Source organism: Burkholderia sp. Bp8963, assembly GCF_003854275.1.
Taxonomy (GTDB): Bacteria; Pseudomonadota; Gammaproteobacteria; order Burkholderiales; family Burkholderiaceae; genus Burkholderia.
The window spans coordinates 1-22,835 of the sequence record NZ_QTQP01000080.1 but is presented as its reverse complement, the minus strand read 5'-3'; the positions used below and the strand labels follow the sequence as shown (position 1 = coordinate 22,835).

The 22,835-nt window shown below is 63.1% G+C and carries 25 protein-coding genes and 1 pseudogene; 9 read left to right on the top strand and 17 right to left on the bottom strand.

Annotated elements, in window-relative coordinates; all coding sequences use genetic code 11:
• Positions 1–187: helix-turn-helix domain-containing protein (locus tag DID96_RS35300; protein ID WP_260463770.1), on the bottom strand; the 187-nt coding region annotated here is incomplete at its 3' end.
• Positions 188–401: 214 nt separating this feature from the next.
• Between DID96_RS35300 and DID96_RS35295 the strand changes: the two genes are divergently transcribed.
• Positions 402–836: a MarR family winged helix-turn-helix transcriptional regulator gene (locus tag DID96_RS35295; protein ID WP_124603810.1), complete on the top strand. Its 435-nt coding sequence runs from the start codon at positions 402–404 to the stop codon at positions 834–836.
• A 52-nt stretch (positions 837–888) separates the two neighbouring features.
• Here DID96_RS35295 and DID96_RS35290 read toward each other — a convergent pair whose 3' ends face one another.
• The 3 genes and pseudogenes from DID96_RS35290 to DID96_RS35275 form a co-directional block, all read right to left on the bottom strand.
• Positions 889–1,665 (bottom strand): enoyl-CoA hydratase-related protein, encoded by a 777-nt coding sequence (locus tag DID96_RS35290; RefSeq protein ID WP_124603809.1) that lies wholly within the window; start codon positions 1,663–1,665, stop codon positions 889–891.
• Between the two features lie 264 nt (positions 1,666–1,929).
• Positions 1,930–2,085: pseudogene (locus tag DID96_RS35285) on the bottom strand (helix-turn-helix domain-containing protein); the annotation flags it as partial.
• Between the two features lie 323 nt (positions 2,086–2,408).
• Positions 2,409–4,106 carry an adenylate/guanylate cyclase domain-containing protein gene (locus DID96_RS35275; protein WP_124603808.1) on the bottom strand — a complete coding sequence of 566 codons (1,698 nt, stop codon included), beginning with the start codon at positions 4,104–4,106 and terminating at the stop codon, positions 2,409–2,411.
• 450 nt (positions 4,107–4,556) lie between these two features.
• Between DID96_RS35275 and DID96_RS35270 the strand changes: the two genes are divergently transcribed.
• The 3 genes from DID96_RS35270 to DID96_RS35260 all read left to right on the top strand — a co-directional run bounded on the left by DID96_RS35270 (position 4,557) and on the right by DID96_RS35260 (position 7,170).
• Positions 4,557–5,273: a YfiR family protein gene (locus tag DID96_RS35270; RefSeq protein ID WP_124603807.1), complete on the top strand. Its 717-nt coding sequence runs from the start codon at positions 4,557–4,559 to the stop codon at positions 5,271–5,273.
• Complete coding sequence (locus DID96_RS35265; RefSeq protein WP_124603806.1) at positions 5,270–6,538, top strand: diguanylate cyclase; 1,269 nt, start codon at positions 5,270–5,272, stop codon at positions 6,536–6,538. The genes DID96_RS35270 and DID96_RS35265 overlap by 4 nt, the downstream gene beginning before the upstream one ends.
• 122 nt (positions 6,539–6,660) lie before the next feature.
• Positions 6,661–7,170 (top strand): OmpA family protein, encoded by a 510-nt coding sequence (locus DID96_RS35260; RefSeq protein ID WP_124603805.1) that lies wholly within the window; start codon positions 6,661–6,663, stop codon positions 7,168–7,170.
• Positions 7,171–7,234: 64 nt separating this feature from the next.
• Here the strand turns inward: DID96_RS35260 and DID96_RS35255 are convergent, their stop codons facing one another.
• Positions 7,235–8,068: an oxidoreductase gene (locus DID96_RS35255; protein ID WP_124603804.1), complete on the bottom strand. Its 834-nt coding sequence runs from the start codon at positions 8,066–8,068 to the stop codon at positions 7,235–7,237.
• A gap of 154 nt (positions 8,069–8,222) precedes the next feature.
• Here DID96_RS35255 and DID96_RS35250 point away from each other — a divergent pair, with 154 nt between their 5' ends.
• From DID96_RS35250 to DID96_RS35240, 3 genes are all read left to right on the top strand, one after another.
• Complete coding sequence (locus tag DID96_RS35250) at positions 8,223–9,134, top strand: AraC family transcriptional regulator (protein ID WP_185732467.1); 912 nt, start codon at positions 8,223–8,225, stop codon at positions 9,132–9,134.
• Between the two features lie 187 nt (positions 9,135–9,321).
• The gene (locus DID96_RS35245) at positions 9,322–9,639 is read left to right on the top strand and encodes a hypothetical protein (RefSeq protein WP_124603802.1); all 318 of its coding nucleotides are present in this window, start codon (positions 9,322–9,324) and stop codon (positions 9,637–9,639) included.
• 130 nt (positions 9,640–9,769) lie between these two features.
• Positions 9,770–10,372, top strand: coding sequence for a DJ-1/PfpI family protein (locus DID96_RS35240; protein ID WP_124603801.1), 603 nt, complete (start codon positions 9,770–9,772; stop codon positions 10,370–10,372).
• Positions 10,373–10,525: 153 nt separating this feature from the next.
• Here DID96_RS35240 and DID96_RS35235 read toward each other — a convergent pair whose 3' ends face one another.
• From DID96_RS35235 to DID96_RS35220, 4 genes are all read right to left on the bottom strand, one after another.
• Positions 10,526–11,197 carry a 2OG-Fe(II) oxygenase family protein gene (locus DID96_RS35235; RefSeq protein ID WP_124603800.1) on the bottom strand — a complete coding sequence of 224 codons (672 nt, stop codon included), beginning with the start codon at positions 11,195–11,197 and terminating at the stop codon, positions 10,526–10,528.
• A 16-nt stretch (positions 11,198–11,213) separates the two neighbouring features.
• Complete coding sequence (locus tag DID96_RS35230; RefSeq protein WP_124603799.1) at positions 11,214–12,965, bottom strand: tetratricopeptide repeat protein; 1,752 nt, start codon at positions 12,963–12,965, stop codon at positions 11,214–11,216.
• Between the two features lie 50 nt (positions 12,966–13,015).
• Complete coding sequence (locus DID96_RS35225; protein WP_124603798.1) at positions 13,016–13,393, bottom strand: RidA family protein; 378 nt, start codon at positions 13,391–13,393, stop codon at positions 13,016–13,018.
• A gap of 132 nt (positions 13,394–13,525) precedes the next feature.
• Positions 13,526–13,981 (bottom strand): Lrp/AsnC family transcriptional regulator, encoded by a 456-nt coding sequence (locus DID96_RS35220; protein ID WP_124603797.1) that lies wholly within the window; start codon positions 13,979–13,981, stop codon positions 13,526–13,528.
• Positions 13,982–14,099: 118 nt separating this feature from the next.
• Between DID96_RS35220 and DID96_RS35215 the strand changes: the two genes are divergently transcribed.
• Entirely contained in the window at positions 14,100–14,687 is a 588-nt protein-coding gene (locus DID96_RS35215) for an alpha/beta hydrolase (protein WP_124603796.1), read from the top strand.
• 18 nt (positions 14,688–14,705) lie between these two features.
• On the opposite strand, the gene DID96_RS35210 is transcribed toward DID96_RS35215, so the two are convergent.
• The 6 genes from DID96_RS35210 to DID96_RS35185 form a co-directional block, all read right to left on the bottom strand.
• Positions 14,706–15,455: an SDR family oxidoreductase gene (locus tag DID96_RS35210; protein ID WP_124603795.1), complete on the bottom strand. Its 750-nt coding sequence runs from the start codon at positions 15,453–15,455 to the stop codon at positions 14,706–14,708.
• Between the two features lie 108 nt (positions 15,456–15,563).
• Positions 15,564–16,211, bottom strand: a complete 648-nt coding sequence (locus tag DID96_RS35205) for a J domain-containing protein (protein ID WP_124603812.1) — start codon at positions 16,209–16,211, stop codon at positions 15,564–15,566.
• Between the two features lie 97 nt (positions 16,212–16,308).
• A complete protein-coding gene (locus tag DID96_RS35200; protein WP_124603794.1) occupies positions 16,309–17,151 on the bottom strand; it encodes a hypothetical protein in 843 nt (280 codons plus the stop codon).
• Positions 17,152–17,287: 136 nt separating this feature from the next.
• Complete coding sequence (locus DID96_RS35195) at positions 17,288–17,734, bottom strand: MarR family winged helix-turn-helix transcriptional regulator (RefSeq protein WP_124603793.1); 447 nt, start codon at positions 17,732–17,734, stop codon at positions 17,288–17,290.
• Positions 17,722–18,369: a cysteine hydrolase gene (locus tag DID96_RS35190; protein ID WP_221624634.1), complete on the bottom strand. Its 648-nt coding sequence runs from the start codon at positions 18,367–18,369 to the stop codon at positions 17,722–17,724. The genes DID96_RS35195 and DID96_RS35190 overlap by 13 nt, the downstream gene beginning before the upstream one ends.
• Positions 18,370–18,573: 204 nt before the next feature.
• Entirely contained in the window at positions 18,574–19,995 is a 1,422-nt protein-coding gene (locus DID96_RS35185; RefSeq protein WP_124603792.1) for an aldehyde dehydrogenase family protein, read from the bottom strand.
• A 100-nt stretch (positions 19,996–20,095) separates the two neighbouring features.
• Between DID96_RS35185 and DID96_RS35180 the strand changes: the two genes are divergently transcribed.
• The gene (locus DID96_RS35180; protein WP_124603791.1) at positions 20,096–21,052 is read left to right on the top strand and encodes a LysR family transcriptional regulator; all 957 of its coding nucleotides are present in this window, start codon (positions 20,096–20,098) and stop codon (positions 21,050–21,052) included.
• A 24-nt stretch (positions 21,053–21,076) separates the two neighbouring features.
• Here the strand turns inward: DID96_RS35180 and gcvA are convergent, their stop codons facing one another.
• Both gcvA and tnpA read right to left on the bottom strand, forming a co-directional pair.
• Positions 21,077–21,985 carry a transcriptional regulator GcvA gene (gene gcvA / locus DID96_RS35175; protein WP_124603790.1) on the bottom strand — a complete coding sequence of 303 codons (909 nt, stop codon included), beginning with the start codon at positions 21,983–21,985 and terminating at the stop codon, positions 21,077–21,079.
• A gap of 270 nt (positions 21,986–22,255) precedes the next feature.
• Positions 22,256–22,684 carry an IS200/IS605 family transposase gene (gene tnpA, locus DID96_RS35170; protein WP_124603789.1) on the bottom strand — a complete coding sequence of 143 codons (429 nt, stop codon included), beginning with the start codon at positions 22,682–22,684 and terminating at the stop codon, positions 22,256–22,258.
• Positions 22,685–22,835: the final 151 nt, after the last annotated feature.

Genomic DNA, 22,835 nt, shown 5'->3' with positions numbered 1-22,835 from the left:
GGGCAATGCGCTTGCGCCACAGGCAGACCGTTTGCACCGAGACACCCAGCTCCCGCGCAATCACCGTATTGGAGTGACCCTCGTGGGCCCACAACGCGATCCGCGCCCGCATCACGTCTCGCTGCGTGGCCGTCTTCCGCTCAATCAGCGATCGCAGTTCCTGTCGTTCTTTATTCGCCAGCTTCACTGGCGTTGCATGTCGGCCTCGGCTCATCCAGACATGATAACCGAGGCAGTTATTTATTCAATCTATTTACGGGATGTTGTACTAGTCGCGGCGCGCGCAGAAACCCGCCATGTATCCGTGACGCTGGAGTCGTGACCGGAATTTGATAATATTCGCATGCAAACAATTAATCTGTCAGGCGTTCCCGTGTCGGAACGCGCATGAGGTGCAGCGAATGGATCATCGGCTTGTCTATCTGCTGAACGTGGGCCAAAAGCGCCTGCACAGATGGTCGCAGGCGCGAACGGCAGCCGGAGGCGTAACGGCTGCGCAGGCAGGCCTCCTTTTTTTCCTGGAGAAGAACGACGGCGCCCTCGCGAATGAAGCCGCAGCCGCGCTCGACCTCAAGGCGCCCGGAATGAGCGGACTGGTCGACAGGGCCGAACGGGCCGGTTTGATCGAGCGCCATGCAGACGAGTCCGATCGGCGTGCGTCGCGACTGTGGCTGACACGAGAGGGGCGCACTGCGCTCAGGCGTTCGAAGGCGCGTCTCCCCGACCTGAACGCCCGGCTGATGGAGGGATTTACCGCCGCCGAGATCGACGTCGTGGCGCGATGGCTCGCCAGTTTGCAGGACAAGTTTCCTGCCGTCGACGAAGACCCGGTGTAGCGCACCGGGGCGCCGGCGGCGCCCCTTCGCGTCTACCTTCAGTGCATGCACGCTATTGCCGGCCAATTCTCGTGAAGTCCGGCTGGCGTTTCTGGGCAAAGGCCGTGAAGGCTTCCTTCGCCTCGGCGCTGGTCAGGCGCTCGGCAAAGATCACGCTTTCGCGATCCATCTGCGCGACCAGCTTCTCTGCATCCCGCATCAGCCGCTTCATCGCCGTGAGCGACCCGGCGGGGCGCGCGGCGATTTTCTCGGCGACGCGGCGTGCCTGCGCGTGCAGCTCCGTCGCGGATGTCGTCCTGTTCGCGATGCCCCATGCGACCGCCGCGCTGGCGGGAACGGCTTCCCCGAGGGCGAACATTTCAAAGGCCCGCGCGTGCCCGGTCACCAATGGCAGCAGGAGGCTCGAAGCCGCTTCGGGCACCAGGGCCAGATTCACGAACGGCGTGATCAACTGCGCGTCTTCGGAAAGCAGCACGTAGTCGCAATGGAGGAGCATCGTCGTTCCCACTCCGACGGCCTTGCCTTGCACCGCGGCGACGATCGGCACCGTCGCCGTCGCCAGACCCCGCAAAAAGCGGATGACATGGTGTTCCTTCGGCCCGTTGCCTGTCGCCTGCGCGGCGAATTCCGCCACATCGTTGCCGGCCGTGAATATGTCTCCATCCGCCTGAATCAACAACACCCGAATCTCGTCGTCGTCATCTGCCCTCGCGACGGCATCCGCCAATGCGCCATACATCTCGTTCGTGAGCGCATTCTTCTTGTCCGCTCGCGAAATCGTGACGGTCAGCACGCCGCCTGAAAGCGCTACCTTGATTTCTTCGGTCATGACCTGCCTCCTGAAAGGTCGGCGGCGTTTCGTTGGAAAGCCGCCGCGTTTAAAAGTTCGCATGCGAAGTATGCATTCATTCGCATGCGAAGTAAACGTGGATGAAATGGCCGCTCGGCGTGGCGGGCGGCGGTCACCGTCAGGGCGTTCGGCCGGCAAGACGATCGGCTAACCAACGAGCGCCGGCTTCAGCGGCTGGCACTGCGCCGCTGCGCAGCGTAAAGACTGAATAAGGCTGAAGGCTGTCGACAAGCCTCGCGACGCCCGCAACTCACGTACCCTCTTGCCAATCCGCCGCCGCAGCAGCGTGCGCAAGGTGACGCCGTCTGCGTAGCCGACCTGCTCGGCGATACGATCCACGCTGTCCTTGCTCGTTTTCAGCAGGTGAACGGCGCGCTCGATCCGCAGATCCTGGATGTATCAGCGTTCGGGCGCGAAGGTGACCGAGGTGGGCGCAAGCCACGCGGTGTTTATGTCTCAGCCGGCCGCGGTCGCTCGAGTGATCGAGGCTGCTGCAAAGTAGACGAATCGACCGCGGATGGTCTCGATGGGGGTATGTCTGCTTCGGGCCGAAGTCCGGCACCGATTGCAAATCGGCATGCCCCCTTTCCAGATGCGCACTGTGCGTTGCGCTTTTCGTGCAGTGGCGTCCCCCTTGCGCGTTCACGTTCGGCCGCCCGAAGGCGCATCAGCACTGGCGATCCGGCCATCTTGGCCGCGATGTTCGGGAAAGCGACCCTTTGTCAGATCCGCGGCATCCGGGCCGCCTTGGACAGGACGCGGACGGGCTCCGGGTCATCGCGGCCTCGCACGCGTGCGACAAGCTGTGGCAGGGCCGCGGCTGAAACGCCGGCATGCTGGAAGACCTGTTCCGAGACGATCGCCTCGCAACCGATCTCCTTCGTCAACTGTTCAAGTCTCGAGGCCACGTTCAATGGGTCGCCAATTGCCGTGAATGTGACATGCTCGCGAAAACCAATCTCGCCCATCACCGCGCGGCCACAATGCAATCCAATACCAAACCGGATTTTCGTGTGCAACTGCTGCTCGAGCGCAGCGTTGAGTTTGTCGATATTGGCTGCCACCAACGGCACCGCGCCGAGCGCCTGACGACAAGCCGTGGACGGCTCGCTGCGCAAGCCGAATATCGCGAGCACGGCGTCCCCCATGAACTGGTTTGGCAGGCCGCCCGCTTCGACGACCGCGGCGCTGACCGCGCTCAGAAAGCGACTGACCACGAATATGCTGTCGAACGGGAGTTGTGCCGCCGCAATCCTTGTCGAATCGCGCATATCCACGAACATGAACGCAGCGAATCGCTCTTGCGGGATGACATCCCGCTGGCTCCGTTGCAGGAAAGCCATTGATGCCGCCGGTGGCACGAGCGGCCACACGGAGAGATCATGGGTCGGCCGCAACTGGCAGGCGAGGCGCACGGTCTGCGAATCGGCGCCCAATCGCTCCAGAACGCGCCGCTCCGCCTCGGCAGGCGCGGGCAGCGGCACATCGCTGAGCACGCGAACCCGGCACAACGTGCATCGGGCCCGGCCACCACAGCTGCTGGCATGCGGAATGCCCGCCATGCGACTGGCCTCCAGCACCGAAAATCCGAGCGGCGCGATGACCATTCGCCCGTCCGGATAGCGCACACAGAGCCGCCCGACCCGGCGCTCCCGCACCGTGCGCACCAGCCGCGCGGCGAGCACGAGCAGCAGCGCACCGCCATCGAACAGCAAGAAGTCATTGCGCAGCCCGGCGAGCCAAAGATTTTGCGGCGCCGTGCCGACGATCGTTGACCGGGTGGCGGCGGCGCGCCAGACAGGATCTTGCGCGAGCGCGGTCACTTCCCGACCGCCCTGCAAGAAGCCTAGCAACGCGAGCACGGGGAGCAGGACGGCAGCGCTCAACAGCACGCTGCGCCACGCGTCGAACCAGGGTTTCAATCGCAGCCAGAACCAGATGCCGTAACACCCGTGCAGCCAGGCGACCACCAGCAGGATCAGTTGGACACGGCTGAAAAATACTGAACCGAGCCAGAATGAGTACAGCAATTGCGCGTAACCCTTGTTCAGGCCGAACTCGGCCAACGCGACCCGCGTATTCATGACATGGTTGGCCAGCAGCGGCGGAATGCACAAGCCGAGTACGAGTTGCGCTACCTCACCCGGCGTCCAGTGCACCGCGCGCCGTTCGTACAGCGCCCACAGCCCGAGGAAGAAATGTGTGACGAGCGCGCCATATAGCACGACCGTTCCAGGCCACCCTTGCCAGATGAACTTCTGCACGAGCAGATCACGCTCCAGCCACGCGAGCGAGATATTCCCCAACGAATGATTCAGAAGGTGCGTGCCCACGTAGGTGAACAGTACCAGTCCGGAGGTCAGCCGGACCGACCGCACGCCAGCCGGCCGCAACCGCTGAAGAAAGGGAGCGTTTGACATGCGCTTGCTCTCCACGCATCTCGATGCACCCGATTTTGCCCATTCCTTGGAGCGGGCGCGATGGATTCCAGCGTATCGCGTGCCGCGGTCATGGCGTCACCGCCTGCGTTTGCAAAGTCGGGCGCAGTTTTGACGAGCGCCATGTGCGGGCAAACGATTGCGAGGGTTGCCGAAGAACGTATGAAGTTTTTACCGACAGGCCGCGCAACGATCCGATCAATTCACTGACATCGAGACCGGATCGGCGGAGGGTGCCAAATGTGTGCTGCAAAGCCGCGCACGGCTTCAGGCAGGTATTCTTATGCGCGCTACTCGCGGGTGAATCCCACTGGTTGATTGCGGGAATTTCTACCTAATATGAGGCAATCGTGCGCGTAATTTCGGTGCAGGCCCGCGAATCGCGGGAGGCAAGGGGGAGCGCCGGGATCGACGCCAACGAGTGGTTCCATCATGCATGCGAAGGTGTGCGCGGCCGCTATCTGCGATGCGGCCGCCATGACGCCAAGGGGCGCGACGACGATCGCTGCGCAGACGACGCCCGGCCGGGTTGGCTGGGGCGTCATGCTTCGCCATGTGTTGCTCGCGTTGATATGGGCGCTGAGCGTGGCGCCGGCCGCGATCGCCGAGACGCCCGACAGTGCAGCCGGCCCGGCTAGCCCGACCAGCCCGACCGACCTGGCGCACGCCGTCGCCACCGCGAGCCGCGCCGATTCCGCCATTTCGCCACGCGACGCGGCCGTGCGCCAGGTCGTGCTGGGCATCATCAGCTTCACGCACTGGCCGACGTCGCGCGCACGCGTGCACCTGTGCGTGACGGGCCGGCCCGATTACGCGCAAGGCCTGAGCGATACGCTGCAGGCCGGTTCGACGCCGCTCGACGTGCAGCACGTCGGCGTCGATGATCCCGCGCTCGGCGCCGCCTGCGAAGTCGTCTATCTCGGCAACCTGAGCGACGACGAGCGCAAGCTGGTGAGGGCCGCTGTGGCCGGTCATCCGGTGCTGACGATCGCGGAGCACGATCCGCCGTGCACGGCCGGCAGCATGTTCTGCCTCAATGTCGATGCCGAACGCGTGTCGTTCGACATCAATCTCGACGCCGTGGCGCGCAGCGGCGTGCGGGTTCACCCGAATGTGCTCAATCTCGCGCGGCGGCCGGTGACCCCATGAGACAGCCCGCGCCGTTCCTTTCCCCTCCGCGCACGCCGCGCCCGACGCTGCAAAGCGTGTTGCGCCGCGCGCACCTGCGCCTCGCGTTCGTCGCCGTTACGATGGCCGCCGTGTCGTTGATCGTCGTCGCCGTGATCGCATTGCGATCCTATGCCGGCAACAACCTGAACCTGCTGTCCCGTTCGCTCGGCTATACGGTCGAGGCGGCGCTGGTGTTCGGCGACCACATCGCGGCGGCCGAGGCGATCAGGCTGATTGCCAGCGAAGAGGACGTGGCCGAGGTCGTCGTCACGGATGGCAAGGGCGAGCCGTTCGCGACGTGGAGGTTGCCTGCCGGCAGCCCGATCGCCAGAGTCGAGCGGGCCGTCGCCGACATCGCGCTGCCCGGGCCCGTGACCACCCCGGTGGTGCACGACGGCATCTTCGTCGGACAAGTCGAAGTACGCGGCCGGGGGCACCAGTTCTTCCACTTCCTGCTCGGCGGCGTCGGCGGCATCCTGGGCTGCCTTGCGGTCAGCGTGCTGGGCGCTTATGTCAGCTCGAAGCGCGTGTTGCGCAACATCGTCGCGCCGCTGCGCGCGCTGGCCGGCGTCGCGCACGCGGTGCGGCGCGAGCGCGCGTTCGAGCGGCGGGTCGAGCCCGCGGCGATCGCCGAACTGAACGAGCTCGGCGACGACTTCAACGCGCTGCTCGACGAATTCGAAGACTGGCAAAACCACCTGCGCCACGAAAACGCGTCGCTCGAACACAGGGCAACGCACGATGCCCTGACGGGCTTGCCCAACCGCGTGCAGTTCGAGTCGCGCCTCACGCTCGCGCTCGGTGAGGCGAAGGTGACGGGGCAGCGGGTCGCCATCCTGTATCTCGACTGCGACCGTTTCAAGGAGATCAATGACGGCCTCGGCCACGACGTCGGCGACGCGGTGCTGATCGACATCGCGGCGCGGCTGCGGATGCAGTTGCGCGAGGCCGATCTGGTCGCGCGCCTGGGCGGCGACGAATTCGCCGTGATGCTGGCGCCGATGCGCGACGCGGGCAGTGCCGGCCGGATTGCCGACGGCATACTATCCAGCATGATGGCGTCGACCGTCCTGCCCGATGGCCGCACGGTGGCCAACACGGTGAGCATCGGCGTGGCGCTGTATCCCGATCACGCGTCCGACGCGAGCGGCTTGCTGCGCGCGGCAGATGCGGCGATGTATCGGGCCAAGCGCGCGCAGCCGGGCTCGTGGCAGTTTGCCGAAGGTGTGGCGGGTCCGGCTTGATGGCCGTGGCCTCGCGCAGTGGGCGGGGGCGTTATAAAGGATGGAAAATACAAGAGATTGAAGATACGAGGGCGTGAAAAATAAGCGCGCGCGATGCGGGCGCACTCGAAGGGGAGGCGACGATGAAACACGCGTTTCCAGTGAGTATTTGGCGAATGGGCATCGGGGGGGCGCTGCTTCTGAGCATGCTGCTCGGGGGCTGCAAGTCGCCGCCGCTATACCGTGGGCTGACGCCGACGCAGGTCAAGGTGCTCAAGTCGGCTGGATTCGAAGAAACGCAGCAGGGTTTCGAGTTCGGTTCGACAGGACCGATCCTGTTCGACTTCGATCGCTACAACCTCAAGCCGGATGTCCGTCGGATTGTCGAGCGCATCGGGCATACGCTGGCGTCGGCGGGGATCAACGGGGTGCATGTCTACGGTTACTCGGACGGGGAGGGCACGGAAGCCTATGACCTCGAGTTGTCCAGGAGACGTGCCGAGATCGTGAAGATCGAACTCGTCGACGTGGGGCTGGTTGCCGCGCGCATCGAGATCACCGGGAAAGGGAAGAGAGATCCGGTGGGGGATAACCATACGTCGGGCGGACGGGCGCAGAATCGGCGGGCGGCGATTGTCGTTTCGCCGCGGTGAGGGGGCGGCGGTGGCTTGGCCTTCGGGTGGCGGGCGAGGGTTGGCGAGCGGCAATTCGCATCACTCAGCGGTCCGTCGAGATCGTGACGGTCTCCCACGCACGGATCTCGTCCTCCAACGCTGACAACTTGCGTCGCACGAGCCCGAGCGCGTCGGTGCCCAGCAACAGATGTACAGGTGGGCAGTCCGAATCGATCGTCGCAAGCATCGCACGCGCTGCGTTCCTCGGATCTCCCGGCTGCTTGCCGCTTTTTTCCTCGCGAGCTTGACGGACAGGGTCGAAGATAGCGTCGTAATCCGGGATCGAGCGGGGCGTTCGTGTCATCGAGCGGCCGGCCCAGTCGGTGCGGAACGAACCCGGCGCCACGGCTGTCACGGCGATACCAAAAGGCTTAACCTCCTTGCCCAACGCTTCGGAAATGCCTTCAAGCGCGAACTTGCTTCCGCAGTAATACGCGATTCCCGGCATGGTGATGTGACCGCCCATCGAAGTGATATTCAGGATGTGCCCACGCCGGCGTTCACGCATGAAGGGCAACAGGGCCTTCATCATCGCGACTGCACCGAATACATTCACATCGAACTGTCGACGCAGCTCCGACAAAGGCGATTCTTCCATGATGCCTTCGTGGCCATAGCCCGCATTGTTGACCAGGACATCGATAGGCCCCACGCCCGCCTCGATCTCAGACACGACGCCGTCGATGGCATCGAAGTCGGTCACGTCGAGTACGCGTCCAAAAGCGGCATGCGCGGACAGAGACGCGAAATCACGCAATGCCTGCTCGCTTCTCACGGTACCGACCACGTTGTGACCGGCAGCCAGCGCTTCCTGTGCGAGCGCGCGGCCGAAGCCGCTGCTGACGCCAGTGATGAGCAGCGTTTTGCTTGATGTCATGGGAGCACGCTCCGAATGTTGTCTGGAGCATGCATACTAGTCTGAGGTGCGAGGCTGGATAAGCCAAATTCCGCTAATTTTCTTGCATAAAACTATGAGAGGCAAACATACACTCCGTCGCGATCCCGAGCTGTGCTCGCGAAGCCGGAAACGCATGGTCGACCTGCTGCGCATGTTGGCTCCGAACGAGGGCTACAACTTGACGGCACTGCCGAGCGTGCGCATCCTGCGTTCGAACCGGGCGTTGTCGCGCACGCCGGTTCTATACGATCCCGGGATCGTGATCGTTTGCCAGGGCCGCAAACGCGGCTACTTCGGTGACCAGCTCTATCTGTACGACGAACGTCACTATCTGGCCGTGTCCGTGCCCGTACCGTTCAGCATGGAGACCGATGCAACCGCGGAGTGCCCGCTGCTCGCACTGTATCTGCACCTCGATTTCACGATGGCCGCCGAGCTGGCGGCGGAGATTGATCGCGAAGGCGTGACGGAGCGCATCGAAGCGCCTCGCAGCATGACGTCCACGCCGATGGATGACGCAATGCAAGCGTCCGTGTTGCGTTTTCTCGAAGCATTGCATCGGCCGCTCGAGGCTGCCGTGCTGGGCCAAGGATTGCTGCGCGAACTGTACTTTCGTGTGCTCACCGGGGCGCAGGGCGGCTCGATGCGGGCGGCTCTGGCGATGCGAGGACAGTTCGGCAAAATAGGCAGATCGCTACGCCTGATCCACGCTGCCTACGCGCAGTCGCTCGATGTGACTCGGCTTGCTGCAGAAGCGGGTATGAGTGTTCCGAGCTTTCACAGCCACTTCAAGGCGATCACGCAGGTGTCGCCGATGCAATACGTGAAGTCGACGCGTCTGCATCAGGCTCGACTGCTGATGTTGCGCCAGGACCTGACCGCTGACGCGGCGAGCCACGCCGTGGGTTATACGAGTGCGTCCCAGTTCACGCGGGAGTTCAAGCGTCTCTTTGGCTTGACACCTGCTGCGGAGACGAAACGCATGCGCGAGAATTTTGCCATTCCTGATGCGTTCGATGGCGCAACCTATGTCTCGTCGCACTGAGCTGCGCACGATTCGTCTGTCGAAAGTGTTATCGGCAACGAACTTCCGCTTAGCCTCGCGGTTAGCGGCACCGCGTTTCAACTTCCTCAGAGCGGCTGGCTCGATCGGGCGCAAAAGCGCCGCGACCACGGCTCTCGTGGTCGCGATGGCGAGTACACTGACAAAGCGATAAAAGCAGGAGACGGCGATGGCTAACTCTGACCCCCAAAGCACCTTCCGAGGGCTGCCGCTCACTGCAGAGCAGGACGCGGAAGTGAGGCACTACATCAAGGACCGGACTCGGCGTGGGCTGCCATGGGACACGTCGGAGTTGCGCGCCATGCTCAAGGACATGCTGCAGCCCCCGGGTGACGGCGACGGAGATGTCGCCTTCCCGGTAGACGAAACCAGAGCGGCCGCCGAGCGCGCAACGGCGTCGGTTGACGAAGCGATGGACCCCATCGAGGCGAGCGAGGAATGGAATGCGGCCATGGAGTCGGAAGCCATGAAAGGACCAAAACGATAAAATCCGGGCAACGATGCTCGCTTCCTGGTAGCGCCGCATGCGGGGATTGCGACGCGTACCTGATGGGTTCCGACGCGCCCTTCGGTCCTGCCATGACGTCACACAAGCTCCCCACCCGTAAAAGGACACCATGCATATCGCCATCCTGACCTTTGAAGGATTTAACGAGCTCGACTCGCTGATCGCGCTGAACATCCTGAGCCGGGTCAGGATGCCGGAGTGGCGCGTTTCGATCGCGAGTCCTGCGGCCAAGGTACGTTCGATGAACGGCGTGGTGGTCGAGGCGCAAGCGTCGCTGCAGGACGCATGCGACGCCGATGCGGTACTGGTAGGCAGCGGGATACGAACCCGCGACGTTGTTGCCGACACCGCATTGATGTCGCAACTGAGGCTCGACTCGACGCGCCAGTTGCTGGGCGCGCAGTGCTCGGGCACGCTCGTGCTCGCGAAGCTGGGCTTGCTGGGCGACGTTCCGGCCTGCACGGACCTGACGACCAGGCCGTGGGTCGAGGAGGCCGGAGTGGCCGTGCTCAATCAGCCGTTCGTGGCTAGCGGAAATGTAGCAACCGCCGGTGGGTGCCTGTCGTCGCAGTATCTGGCCGCCTGGTTCATCGCACGGCTGGCCGGCGTCGACGCTGCACGCAGCGCGATCCACCATGTCGCGCCAGTCGGGGAAAAGGATGCGTATGTGACGCGCGCATTGGCGAACATTTCGCCGTTCCTCCACGGCTGAGGGAATGTCTGCTTGTCACAGTAGACCGGAGACCGGAGGCACTCGCTACCGCCGGTTATTGATTGCGCGCGATGCAGTCTGGGCGACCACAGAAGGATGAGCCGCACGGCACTGACTCTCCGTGCGAAGCCTCGCGGTTGGTGGCGCCGCGTTTCAATTCCCCCAGAGCGGCGGGCTCATGGTGGTGTCGTAGTCGGCGAACATGACATTGAAGCTGACGCTCACGCGCGCTTGCGCGCTCGTGTTCGGCGACACCGAATGCGGTAGCCAGGCAGGAAACACCAGCAACGTGCCTTCGCTGACCGGCAACACCACCTGATCGGTGTTGTAAGCCGTCAGCTCGGTGACGGGTGGACGAATGACGGTCGCCTGTGGGCGCGGATCATGAAAATTGATCGTGTCGGCACCGGGTTGCGCGCGCAGGTAATACACGCCGCTCAGGAAATTGTTCGGATGACAGTGCATCGCGTGCGCGCCGCCGGGATCCAGTACATTGACCCAGCATCCGGTAATGTGAAACGGGGCATCCGCGACTTTGAGAAACGTCAGAACGTCGTGTGCGGCCCGTTCGATATGCACGATCAGCGCAGCAAACTCAGGCCTTTCGTGTTGCTGGTGACCCGATTGCCACGCGGCGCCGGTGCGGGTGCCGCCGCCGCCGCGTATCAACGTGTCGACATACGCGATCAGCGCTCGATCAAGCGGCTCGTAGCACGCCTGCTCGAGCCGACGCGACCATACGAAGGTCGGGAAAAGTCGGACGATATCTGGGGCGGAGGTTTCCATTGCCAGTTGCGCGATGCGCCGGTCGGGATGCTCATCCATCACTATAGGCGTGGATCTATTGCGCCCGCGTCGAATCGATCAGCTCGTCGGCCTCGCGTTTCAATCTGTCGCCTTCAGCCGAACGTTGCGTGTGGCTAAGCAGCGTGCCCAGATTTCGCAACGTGCGTGCTTCGTCCTGCCGCCAGATCAATGGATCGTCGTGTGCGAGCTTGCGGTACAGATCCAGCGCACGGCGCCAAGCGTCTTCCGCTTCGCGTGGCCGGCCCGTGCGGCTGTAGAGCACGCCGAGGTTGTTCAGTATCCGCGCCTCGTCGGGCTCGTAAGCGGCGGGTGTATCACGCGAGAGCGCGTGGAGGATCTGCAGCGCCTGCCGATACGACTGCAGTGCCTTGGCCGGCTGGCGTTCGAGACGGTACAGCACGCCCAGATTGCCGAGCGTACGCGCCAGGTCAGGCTCGTAGAGCGCGGGGGTTTCGCGGGCGAGCTGTTGACGGATCTTCAGCGCTTCCCGGTACGCGCGCTCTGCTTCCGGCAGCCGTTCGCTTGCGCTGTACAGGTTCCCGAGGTTATTCAGCGTGCGCGCAAGCGCCGGACGCCAGGCGGCGGGGTTGTCGTGTGCGAGCGCGCGCTGGATGCCGAGCGCTTCCAGATACGCGTGTTCCGCGTCGCGCGTGCGCTGTGTCGCACTGTAGAGGATGCCGAGGTCGTTGAGCGTCGTCGCGACCGCGGGCCGGTACATGGCCGGGTCCTGTCGGGCCAGCGCGCGGTCGATGGCGAGCGCTTCGCGCCACGCGTCTGCCGCTTCCTGAAGGCGTTGCGTGTCGCGGTACAACGTGGCGAGGCTGTCGATGGTTCGCGCCACTGCGGGACGGTTGGCCGAAGGGTTCACGCGCGCGAGCGCCCAGTAGATTTCGAGCGCGTGCAGCCACGCGGCTTCGGCTTCCTTTGGCTGCTGCCGCATCAGATACAGGCTGCCAAGCTTGTCGAGCGTACGCGCGACGGAAGGCTGCCACGCGCCGGGCTTCTGCTGCGCAAGCGTCCGATACTGGCTCAGCAGCGCCCGATACACGGGCTCCGCGCGCTCGGGCTCGTGCTGCACGAGCAGCGTGTCGGCGAAAGCCGTGGCGATGTCCGTATCGTCAGGTTGCAGCGCATGGGCCTTTTCCAGGTACGGCAGCGCGTTCCACGGCATGAAGCGAAGCAGTTCGATGCTCGCCGCTTCGTAATTGCGCGCGGCAGATAGCTGGGCGGTGCCCGGTGATTTGCCAACGAGCCGCGTGAGCAGCGCGGATGCGTGGTCCAGATCGACGCGCTTCGCGGCTTCGTCGAGCTGCAGTTCGGCGGGATCCGTGCTGCGTGTGATCGACAACCGGCGCAGCAGATCTTCATAGCGTGCATTCCATTTCGACGCTTCGGCGGTGACGTCGATATCGGCGCGCGTCCTGATCTGCAACGCAAGGCTTTCGAGGATCGGTTCGAAGTTGACGAGCGCGGCGTCGTGGGTGGATTCGCGGTGGTCGGTCTGCGAGAAGACCGCGTGCAGCATCATGTTGGCCGCTGTCGCCAGCGCAACACGTTGCGTGGCGGAGAGTCCGTCGTTCTTCACCGCGCGGTTCAGGCGCTCCGTGACGCGCGCGAGCGCGGGCGCGGAAACGGCGCAGCGGGCCCGCACTTCGAGCCCGTCATGGACGTCGACCTCGGAGAACGACGGCGAACACGCACCGGCTACCTCCGCAGCGGCGCATGCCGTGGACAGCGCGGCCAGCGCGGCCACCGCGATGCCGGACAGAATCTTGCCCGCGCTCATTTCCAGTCAGGTCTTCAGGCTTGTCGGGGCAGCGTTGCGCGATGCGGCGCTCAGCGCCTGCAAGCGATCGCCTCGATTTCTATTTTCGTGCCAACCATGTTCGTCGCCTGCAATGTCGATCGTGCCGGCTTGTTCCCGGGAAAGAACTCCGCGTAGACACGATTGAATTCTGCGAAGTCTCGTGCGTCTTCGAGCCAGACGGTGGTTTTCACGACGTCATCGAGCGTGCAACCTGCAAGCGCGAGCACGTGAGCGACGTTCTTCAAAGTCTGACGGGTCTGCGCTTCGATTCCACCATCGACGAAGCTTCCGTCTTCGTTTCTCGCGACCTGACCGGAGACGAACACCAGATCGCCCGCTTTCGTCGCCAGCGAGCGCGGCAGGTTGCGGGTGAGCGGATTGCTCTCTGCGAAGTACTCGATGGCCATTTGAGTCTCCTTCAGTCGGTCAGTCGCCTGCGTCGGTCGGCTCCACGAATCACATACCTGACGGGCGTTGGCAACCTCGGGCAACGTATCGCTGCCAGGCAACGTGCGTCGTGACGTCTCTATCCACGCGTACTACGTGCTTGCTCCGATCGCTTTGGGCGGATAGCTTGCCAGGATGATCGAGGTCGTGACGGGGCCGAACTTCGCTAATGCATCGATGACTGTTTCGAGCTGCTTCATTTTTTGAACCGCCACACGCACGATGAAACAGTCGTCGCCTGTAATGCGGTGCGCCTCAACGATTTCCGGCGTGGCCGCGAAGGTCTTCAGGCACCTCGCGATCTGTGCGTGGCTCGTTTGAATGCGGATCAGCGCGGAGATTTCGCGACCGACCAACTCGGCGTTTACTCTTGCCGAGTACCCTTCGATCACGCCTTGCTCCTCAAGCCGCTTGATGCGGGCACTGATAGCCGGCTGCGACAATCCAATCTGCTTGCCCAACTCGGTATTTGTCATACGCGCGTGAGTTTGCAGCGCCTCCAGAATGCGCCAGTCGAGTCGGTCCAACTCGATGTCCTTGGATTTCATTTGTGCCACCCCATAAACTCCGTGCATTTGAAGGAATTCTGCAACGATTTCGTTGATTCGGCCATTCTGACAGAGACCGTTGATCCCTACACTGAATGCTCATTCACGGAGGATAAACATGGATCCACGCGTTCTGATTGTGCCCGGTCATGGCAATTCCGGAGCGACACATTGGCAGAGTATTTGGGAAGTGACAAAGCCCGGACTCTGGTGCCGCATGCAGGTCGCGGACTGGGATCACGTCGTCTGTAGCGAGTGGGTAGCAGCAATCGATCGAGACGTCAGGGCGCTCGGCCCTGACACGATCATTGTCGCTCACAGTTTGGGGTGCCTTGCAGCCGCCCATTGGGCAGCAAACCACGCGGTCGCTATTCGAGGGGCACTGTTCGTGGCTGTTCCGGATCCATCGGCACCTGTGTTCCCCGGCGCGCTTTGCATCGGATTTTCGCGTGTACCGTTAGCGAGACTGCCGTTTCACAGTATCGTGGTTGCAAGCGATGACGATCCCTATGCGTCGATCGGCTTTGCACAGTCCTGTGCCGACGCATGGGGAAGCGATTTTCTCAACGCCGGAGCGCGTGGACATCTGAACGGTGCCAGTCAGCTGGAAGACTGGATCGACGGATATCGGCTCCTGCAGCGTTTTGGTGATGAACGGCCGGCTGAGCGTGTGCGTTCGCAACAGGGCGTGGCTACCAAAGTCTAGCAAGGAGCCGATGGCGCATCACTTCACGGCAGCATTGCCGCCATCGGCGAACAGCGCCGAACCGGTGACAAAGCTCGCCATGGGGCTCGCAAGAAAAAGCGCAGCGGATGCAATCTCGTCGGGTTGGGCGATGCGCTTCATCGCATGGAGCCCGGCTGCCCATTCCTTCTGCTCCTGGTCACCGCCCATCTCGGTATCCACGCCGCCCGGCAACAGTGCGTTTGCCCTGATTCCTCGTGCTGCGTAGTCGGCGGTAATTCCTTTCACCAGGCCCATCAGCCCCGCCTTCGACGCGCCATACGCGGCCATGCCGGGAAGACCGACACTGGTTCCTACGAAGCTGGAAGTGAAGACGATTGCACCACCTCCGCGCTCGAGCATCGCGGGTATCTGGTTGCTTGCCCCCAGAAAAGCCGCCGTCAAATTGGTCGCCAGCGTTTGCTGCCAGTCTTCCAGCGAGATGTCGGCGAGTGGTTGGAGCGGTCCGACAGTGCCGGCGTTGTTGATCGCGATGTCGAGGCCACCAAACTCGCGCACGGCCGTCGCGACGAGCTTTTTATGCGTATCGATATGACTGACGTCGCCAGCGCATGCAGTGGCCCGCCCACCTTGACTACGAATCTCGTCTACAACCTGATTCAGTCGGGCTTCGCTCCGTGCCCCCAATACGACAGACGCACCCTGCGCGGCGAACATCAACGCGATCGCACGGCCAATACCGGTCGATGCGCCGGTGATGATGGCGACTTTCCCTTCAAGTACGGTCATTTGTCACATTTCCTTTTGGTCAGGTTCGTGACGGCAATGTATGTGACCGTACCCGATCGGACACTCCGTTTCTTGCTCTCAGAGTACGCAGGGCGGAAATTTCTTGCTTCACTGACGCAGCCCGAACACGCTGTGCCACAACACGCTGAAAAAGTCCGCGTGCGAGCGTTCACCGCTCGTCCGGGCGTCATCTTTCGATGCGTGCCCCGGTGACGCTTGCGACATCTCGTCCGATTCTTGTGCGTCCTGAGTCGAGGCGGGCTGTTCCGCCGTCTCGTCATCTTGCTGCATCGGCGCGTCACTGTCCGCGTTCCGCGACGCGCCCGGCCGACGCGACGCATGCAGCTCGGCCACGCCGCCAGCAATGCGTTCGGCGAGTTGCACGTCGCAATCGCGGCCGAGCAACACGCCGAACACGACGTCGCGGTTGTGCCCTTGTTCCGCGAAGCGCATCGCCAATGCGACGAACCGCGCATATTCGGCGTCGCGCTCCGCCTGCAAACGCTCCTCTTCCTCGCGCAGGCGCGCGTGACGGAGCATCTCCTCGGCATAGACGGTGTCGTAGACGCGACGTTGCGCGGGATCGGAGAGAATCGCGTAAGCCTCCTTGATCTCCTGAAACAGCGCATGAGCGGACGCTTCGCCGCCGACATTGCGGTCGGGATGCGCTTTCATCGCGGCCCTGCGGTAGCCGCGCTTGATTTCCTCGTCGGTGGCGTCGTCGCGCACACCAAGCAATTCGTACAACGTCGTCATGGCGCACCGGGAAAAAGTCGGGTCATGCCGATCGTAGCATGTCGCCGTGGCGGCGATGTGTCGTGCGTGACATGAGTCGCCCGCCCGCCGCCAGCCCTCAGTCTCCGTTGACGAGCATGCCACCCACGCGACCATTCGGCTCGAACAATACCTCTACCTTCGGATGGAGAAAGGAGCCGTAGCTCCAGTTGCTGCCGCATCCGGTCATTGCCCGTTCTGCTGCGATCTGGTCCGCATCGATGCCGCCGCACGATTCCGATATGGAAGTCGGATTGCCGAGAATGCTGCGTACACGCTCACCAGTGTCACCGAACCGTATCTGATCGATATGCCGGCTGGCCCTCGACGCATCGGCATGGTCGGAATAGATCTTGCCGGCTGCCAGCAGCACCAGCAGAACCGCGATCAGGGATTTCCGTCTCCTGTACCAGCCGGGCGCCTTGGCCGCCGCCGCATCGCGCTCGTTCGTCGACTTTCGCTCGATCCGTCGATGCAGCCACCATGAAAGCACCGCCGACGGCACGATCGCGCCCGGTATCGTCATCAAGTAGATGCCCGCCGGCGAAGCTTCGCCCAGCAACCAGTAGTTTGTCAGCAACGCATAACCGGCCGTCAGCGACACCCCGACCGCGATACCGCACGATACCGTTTGCCAACGGCTCAAACGCAGCCCCAGCCAGCCCATGACGATTCCGGTCAGGCCGGCGGGAATGCCGTAACCCATGAAAAAGACGCCAACGGAAAGCAGCGGCAACATCCGGACATAAAACCCGGACGAGCCGCTTGTCAGCATGCCGCTCACGAGGAATATCGCGTACATCAGCGCTGTCACGCATGCAGCGCCGATCACCGGCGCTGCCAGGAAAAAGACGCCGCCTCCGACTGCCGCGTTGCGCACGACGCTGGTCGATTGGTTCCCGTTACCGGCCGAATCAGTCATCAAGTTCTTTGGATCGCACGTTGCCCCGGACACGAATCATCCCATCGGGCACGTCGATTGTCGACAATCCGGATTGGCGTGCCGAACGTCGTGTTCGGCACGCGGATTGAATCCGCCGCGCATGGCGGACACCCGATCAACAGGAATCGTTGCTCGACATGAACTGATCGATCAACCGATAGTAGCCTGGCAGAACGCGATTCAACCGGGACCGGCCAACGCGGGTCAGGCTGACGAGCTTCGCCCGGGCGTCTTCTTCGCAAGGCGTATACGCGAGCATGCCGTCGTCGACCAGACTCTGAAGGGTACGCGTCATGACCGGGCGCGATACGTCAACGCGATCGGCCAATTCGCTCGCTTTCATCCCTTCCGGACGTTTTTCGCGATCCAGAACGACGAGAATCAAGTATCGCAACGTCGAGAGCTCGTTTTCCGCAAAGTAATTGTCGAGTTCGCGCATCAGCAGGCTGGCTCGCCGCAACATGTGCAGTGCGGCGTGGACGTTGTCCACGTTCATGGCCGGAAACCGCGCATGGTAAGACTCCAGCAATTCCCGGCTCGGTAATTCTTTCAGGAAGAACACGGTGCGGTTCCCCCTTTCAGATGGCGTGTCAACGAAGCTGTATCCACGCCGGCACCGAAATGATGCAGCACGTGTTCAACGACATGGTCATGCTGTGCCACCGTAAACGCGGCGCACCCGTCCGTCACGAGCCAGCAGTCGAGGCCCATGTCGTGAGCCTCCCGAAGCGTCGATTCGACGCAAACATGGGTCGCGAAGCCCATCAGCACGATCGTGTCGATGCGGTTGTTCCGCAGGAACGGGTCCAGCGTCGAATTTTTCAGCACGCTTGCCCCGGATCGACCTTGTGTCACGAATTCGTTTGGCCGAGGCCTGAATGGCGGCGAGAACTCGGCGCCATGCCCGATCCAGGTGCCCGCACGGGGAATCGCGGCGCGCAGGCCAAGTACATTGCTGCCGCCGGCGAACAAGCGGTAGTGTGGGTCGTTTCGCAGATCCAGCCCGGCATGAACGATGGTCCAGCCTTCCTCACGGGCAGTCGTCAGGATGGTCTCGGCGTTCGCGACAGCGTTCCGGAACGGGGCTTTGTCGCGGACAAGATGCTGGAAAAGAACGCCGTCTTCGCTGAACCATTCATTCTGGAATTCGATAAAGACCAGGGCTGTACGATGTTTGTCGATCTCTGGCAGTGGCACGGTATGCTCCTCGGAATATGATTATCATGGTAACTATATGGATGTTGGCGCGCGAGCGCAAGTGATCGTGAAAGCGCGCAAGCGGGATCAGGCGGATGAATGCCGAATAGGCGGCCTGCGCGTCAGGCTTCGGCGCCTGCAACCTTCGAACCGAAGGGCAACAGACCTCGCCCATCCGGTGAGCACCTGATCACACCGCGCCGATCACACCGCGCGAAGCAGCGCCTTCGGTTCGAGAAACGCGTCGATTCCGAACGTACCGTATTCGCGGCCGATACCGGATTGCTTGAACCCGCCGAACGGAGCCGCCGGCTCATGCGCGAGCGTGTTGACGAGCACGCGTCCCGCTTCGATCTGCGATGCCACTTCCGTTGCGCGCGCGGCATCGGATCCGCAGACGTAGGCCTGCAGGCCGTAGCGCGTGTCGTTGGCAATCGCGATCGCCTCCTCGGTATCGCGGTACGGAATGATCGACAGCACCGGACCGAAGATTTCGTCGCGCGCGATCGTCATGTCGTTGCGCACATCGCTGAAGAGGGTCGGCCGCACGAACCAGCCTGCGTCGACGCCGTGCGGGCGCCCCGCGCCACCCGCAAGCAAGCGCGCGCCTTCGTCGATTCCGACGCGGATATAGTGCTGCACCCGGTCCCATTGCTTTCGGCTCACCATCGGGCCGATGCGCGTGCGCGGGTCACGCGGGTCGCCGGAGTGGAATTCCGCGATGGCGTGTGCGATCTTCTCCTCGAATTCGGCCAGCCTTGCGCGCGGCACCAGGATGCGCGTGCCGGCGATGCACGCCTGCCCGCTGTTCATGAAGCCGGCTTCGAGTGCGAGCGGCACGGCTTCGTCGAAGTTCGCGTCGTCGAGCACGATCATCGGGGACTTGCCGCCCAGTTCCAGCGTCACACGCTTCAGCGTGTCTGCCGCGGTGCGCAGTATCGTCTTGCCGACTGCGGTCGATCCCGTGAACGAGAGCTTGGCAACGTCGGGATGCGAGCAGATCTCCCCGCCAACGGTTTCGCCGCGCCCCGTGACGATATTGAAAACGCCCGGCGGAAGCCCCGCCGCGTGCAACGCCTCGGTGACGACGCGCGTCTGGATTGCGCTCATTTCGCTCGGCTTGATCACGGCCGTGCAGCCCGCGGCGAGCGCCGCCGCGAGCTTGCCGCAGATGAAGCCGGCATTGCTGTTCCACGGCGTAATCAGCCCGGCAACGCCGAGCGGATGCATCACGACGTCGGCCGATCCGGCGCGACGGACGAACGGATAATTATCGAGCGTCTGCGCCGCATGAAGCAGCACGTCGCTCGCGTGGCGGGCCATCCAGCGGCCGCGCGACACCGGGGCGCCATATTCGTCGACGATCGCGTCGAACAGTTCGTCCTCCTTCGCGGCGACGGCCGCATGCAGGCGCCGCAGCATCTCGACGCGCTCGGCCTTGGCCGTGCGCGAGAATGCCGGGTATGCTCGCCTGGCCGCCGCGATCGCGGCGCGTGCGTCGTCGGCATCGGCAAGGCGGACCTGGCCGATCACTTGCTCGGTCGATGGATTGAAAAGGTCGAAGCGCTCGTCGCCGTGCGGTGTCACGAAGGCGCCGTCGATGTAGATGTGGTCGATGATCTGCATGTTCGGTCCGAAAGTGTGGTGTCGTGCATGCAAGATAGGCCGTCATCATTGAACTGACTAGCCGTACAATCGGGGATGACTTGTTGAACAAAACGGGACAATGAAAACATCCGGACTTGCCGAGCTGGAAGCCGTGCTGGCCGTCGCGCGTCATCGCAGCTTCCGCGCGGCGGCGAGCGAACTGAGCGTGTCGACCTCCGCGCTGAGCCATGCGGTCGCGGCGCTGGAAGCACGCATCGGTGTGCGGCTGTTCAATCGCACGACCCGCAGCGTGTCGCTGTCGGAAGCGGGCGCCCAGTTCGTGCGTACGGTTGCGCCGGCCCTGTCGACCATTCAGGAAGCATTCGAGCAGGCCGGCAGCTTCCGCGACACGCCGTCAGGCACGTTGCGCATCAACACATCGTTGGGCGCGGCGAATCAGGTGATGCCGGTCCTCATCGCGTTTCTGGAGCGCTATCCGGAGATGAAACTCGACATCGTCACGGAAGGGCGGCTGGTCGACATCGTCGTCGAAGGGTTCGACGCGGGCATCCGTCTGATGGAAACGGTGCCGCAGGACATGATTGCTGTGCCCTTCGGCGACAGGCAGCGCTTTGCGGTCGTCGGAAGTCCCGCGTACTTTGCGCGGCACCAGCGCCCGCGCACCCCGTCGGATCTCGTCGCACATCGGTGCATCCGCAGCCGGATGCCGAGCGGGTCGATCTACCAGTGGGAATTCGAACGGCACGGCGAGACGTTGCGCATCGACGGCGACGGTGCGCTGACGCTGGACGATGCAGGCCTGACGCTGGCCGCGGCGCGCGCCGGCCTCGGCCTCGCGTACCTGACCGAATGGAACGTCAACGCGGACCTGGAGGCCGGCATGCTGGTGCGCGTGCTTGAAGACTGGACGCCGGCGCTGGACGGATTGTGCCTGTACTACCCGGGCCGGCGCCATGTTCCTGCGGGGCTGCGTGCACTGATCGACACGATCCGCGAATTTGCGGACGCCAATGCCGCGCGCGTGGCGGGGCAGCGGAAACGTCGCGCGCCGTCGGCGCAACGCGCGCAGAGCTGACGGCCTTTCTACTCGCGCCGGCGATCAACCTGCCTGTGCAAGAAACAATCCGATTTCCTCGGCAAGCCAGTCGCGCAGCGCGCATACCTTGGGGGCGTCCCGGCTTCCGATGCGATAGACGAGATCATGTCCGCGCTCGGCCTCGAGACGGAATTGCGGGAATGGTGCAACCAGACGTCCGGCCGCAATGTCGTCCGCGACGATCACGCTGCGGCCCAAGGCCACGCCTTCGCCGCGGATCGCCGCCTCGATGGCCAGGCTCCCGTGACTGTAGGCCATGCCGCGATCGCTGCGCACGCCTTTGACGCCGGCCAGCGCGAACCATTGCTCCCAGTTGGCCAGCATGCCGTCCTCGTGCAGCAAGGTGCAGCCGGCAAGGCTCGCGACGGAAGACATTCCTGCCATCTTCTCGCGATAGGCAGGACTGCAAACCGGCGTCACGGTCTCTTCCAGGATCCGCTCAGCGAGCACACGCGGATAGCGGCCGCTGCCGTAGCGTATCGCCACGTCCACGTCTCTGTCGTTCAGATCGACATACGTGTCGGTCACGTCGAGGTGGATGTCGAGTTCGGGGTGGAGCGCCTTCAGCCGATGCAGCCGCGGTGCGAGCCACTTGTTCGCAAACGAAACGCTCGCGTTGATCTTCAGGCGCGCGACGTTGTCGTTCGCACGAAGGCGTTCGGATTCCTTCGTCAGGTCGGCCAGCACGCGGGTGACGGCCAGCAGGAACTCGGCGCCGGCCTCGGTCAGCACGATGCGCCGGGTCAGGCGCTGGAACAGCGCGACGCCGAGATCGGTTTCGAGCGTCTTGATGTGCCGGCTCACCGCGCCATGCGTGACGTGCAGTTCCTCGGCCGCCAGCGTCATGCTCAGGAGGCGCCCGGTTGCTTCGAAGGCGCGCAGCGTCTGTAGTGGGGGAAGCCGGTCGAACACGGTCGAGCTACGTGTGAGTTGTACTCACGCATTATATGACGACAAATGGTTTGTCAGCACAGGTAGCAGCGATCAATATCGTCTTGCGGCCACGCGGGCGCCGCTGACCGGGACGCGTGGCGCGGCGCTTCGATCGCGTCGGCGGCGGCATTGCGTTTGCGCTTCGTGCCGGAAGCAGCGATGCCCCGTGTGTCTTTCACCAAATGTGCGGGAAGCCCCGGAGTTCAATCCGGGGTCGAGAGCACGGACGCCGCGGGCGTTCTTTAGGCCTTAGTGCGGCGATTGCTGGTCCTCAATGTACTTCCTCAAAATCTCGATGGGCGCGCCTCCGCACGATGCGGCGAAGTACGACGGCGACCATAGCACGCCACGGCGCTTGAGCCACGGGTGGAAATCGCCGAACTGCTGCCGCAGCATCCGGCTCGATACGCCCTTGAGCGACGCGACAAGCGTTGATACCGCGACCTTCGGTGGATAGTTAACCAGCAAATGTACATGGTCGTGCTCGCCATTGAACTCCACGAGTTCGGCTTCGAAGTCTCGGCACACGTTGGCAAGAACTAATTGCATTGCTTCCAGATGCTCCTCCTTGAACACGTTGCGCCGGTACTTCGTAACGCATATCAGGTGGACGTGCAGTGCGAAGACACAATGCCTTCCGTGCCTCAAATCGGTGTCAATCTTGCGTGGCCTCCCCATTTTCCCTGTTGAGACAGTTTCGAAGACCCAATATAGTTCGAGATATGGAAACCGTTAAGACCCTCAAGTTTCGAATCAGAGACAAGCACGCGAAAGCAATGCTTGCGATGGCGCGCGACGTGAATCAGGTCTGGAACTTCTGCAACGAGAC

Coding starts and splice junctions, on each gene's coding strand:
- DID96_RS35295 (WP_124603810.1), top strand. CDS start 402: ATGGATCATCGGCTTGTCTATCTGCTGAACGTGGGCCAAAAGCGCCTG.
- DID96_RS35290 (WP_124603809.1), bottom strand. CDS start 1,665: ATGACCGAAGAAATCAAGGTAGCGCTTTCAGGCGGCGTGCTGACCGTC.
- DID96_RS35275 (WP_124603808.1), bottom strand. CDS start 4,106: ATGTCAAACGCTCCCTTTCTTCAGCGGTTGCGGCCGGCTGGCGTGCGG.
- DID96_RS35270 (WP_124603807.1), top strand. CDS start 4,557: ATGCATGCGAAGGTGTGCGCGGCCGCTATCTGCGATGCGGCCGCCATG.
- DID96_RS35265 (WP_124603806.1), top strand. CDS start 5,270: ATGAGACAGCCCGCGCCGTTCCTTTCCCCTCCGCGCACGCCGCGCCCG.
- DID96_RS35260 (WP_124603805.1), top strand. CDS start 6,661: ATGAAACACGCGTTTCCAGTGAGTATTTGGCGAATGGGCATCGGGGGG.
- DID96_RS35255 (WP_124603804.1), bottom strand. CDS start 8,068: ATGACATCAAGCAAAACGCTGCTCATCACTGGCGTCAGCAGCGGCTTC.
- DID96_RS35250 (WP_185732467.1), top strand. CDS start 8,223: ATGGTCGACCTGCTGCGCATGTTGGCTCCGAACGAGGGCTACAACTTG.
- DID96_RS35245 (WP_124603802.1), top strand. CDS start 9,322: ATGGCTAACTCTGACCCCCAAAGCACCTTCCGAGGGCTGCCGCTCACT.
- DID96_RS35240 (WP_124603801.1), top strand. CDS start 9,770: ATGCATATCGCCATCCTGACCTTTGAAGGATTTAACGAGCTCGACTCG.
- DID96_RS35235 (WP_124603800.1), bottom strand. CDS start 11,197: ATGGATGAGCATCCCGACCGGCGCATCGCGCAACTGGCAATGGAAACC.
- DID96_RS35230 (WP_124603799.1), bottom strand. CDS start 12,965: ATGAGCGCGGGCAAGATTCTGTCCGGCATCGCGGTGGCCGCGCTGGCC.
- DID96_RS35225 (WP_124603798.1), bottom strand. CDS start 13,393: ATGGCCATCGAGTACTTCGCAGAGAGCAATCCGCTCACCCGCAACCTG.
- DID96_RS35220 (WP_124603797.1), bottom strand. CDS start 13,981: ATGAAATCCAAGGACATCGAGTTGGACCGACTCGACTGGCGCATTCTG.
- DID96_RS35215 (WP_124603796.1), top strand. CDS start 14,100: ATGGATCCACGCGTTCTGATTGTGCCCGGTCATGGCAATTCCGGAGCG.
- DID96_RS35210 (WP_124603795.1), bottom strand. CDS start 15,455: ATGACCGTACTTGAAGGGAAAGTCGCCATCATCACCGGCGCATCGACC.
- DID96_RS35205 (WP_124603812.1), bottom strand. CDS start 16,211: ATGACGACGTTGTACGAATTGCTTGGTGTGCGCGACGACGCCACCGAC.
- DID96_RS35200 (WP_124603794.1), bottom strand. CDS start 17,151: ATGACTGATTCGGCCGGTAACGGGAACCAATCGACCAGCGTCGTGCGC.
- DID96_RS35185 (WP_124603792.1), bottom strand. CDS start 19,995: ATGCAGATCATCGACCACATCTACATCGACGGCGCCTTCGTGACACCG.
- DID96_RS35180 (WP_124603791.1), top strand. CDS start 20,096: ATGAAAACATCCGGACTTGCCGAGCTGGAAGCCGTGCTGGCCGTCGCG.
- tnpA (WP_124603789.1), bottom strand. CDS start 22,684: ATGGGGAGGCCACGCAAGATTGACACCGATTTGAGGCACGGAAGGCAT.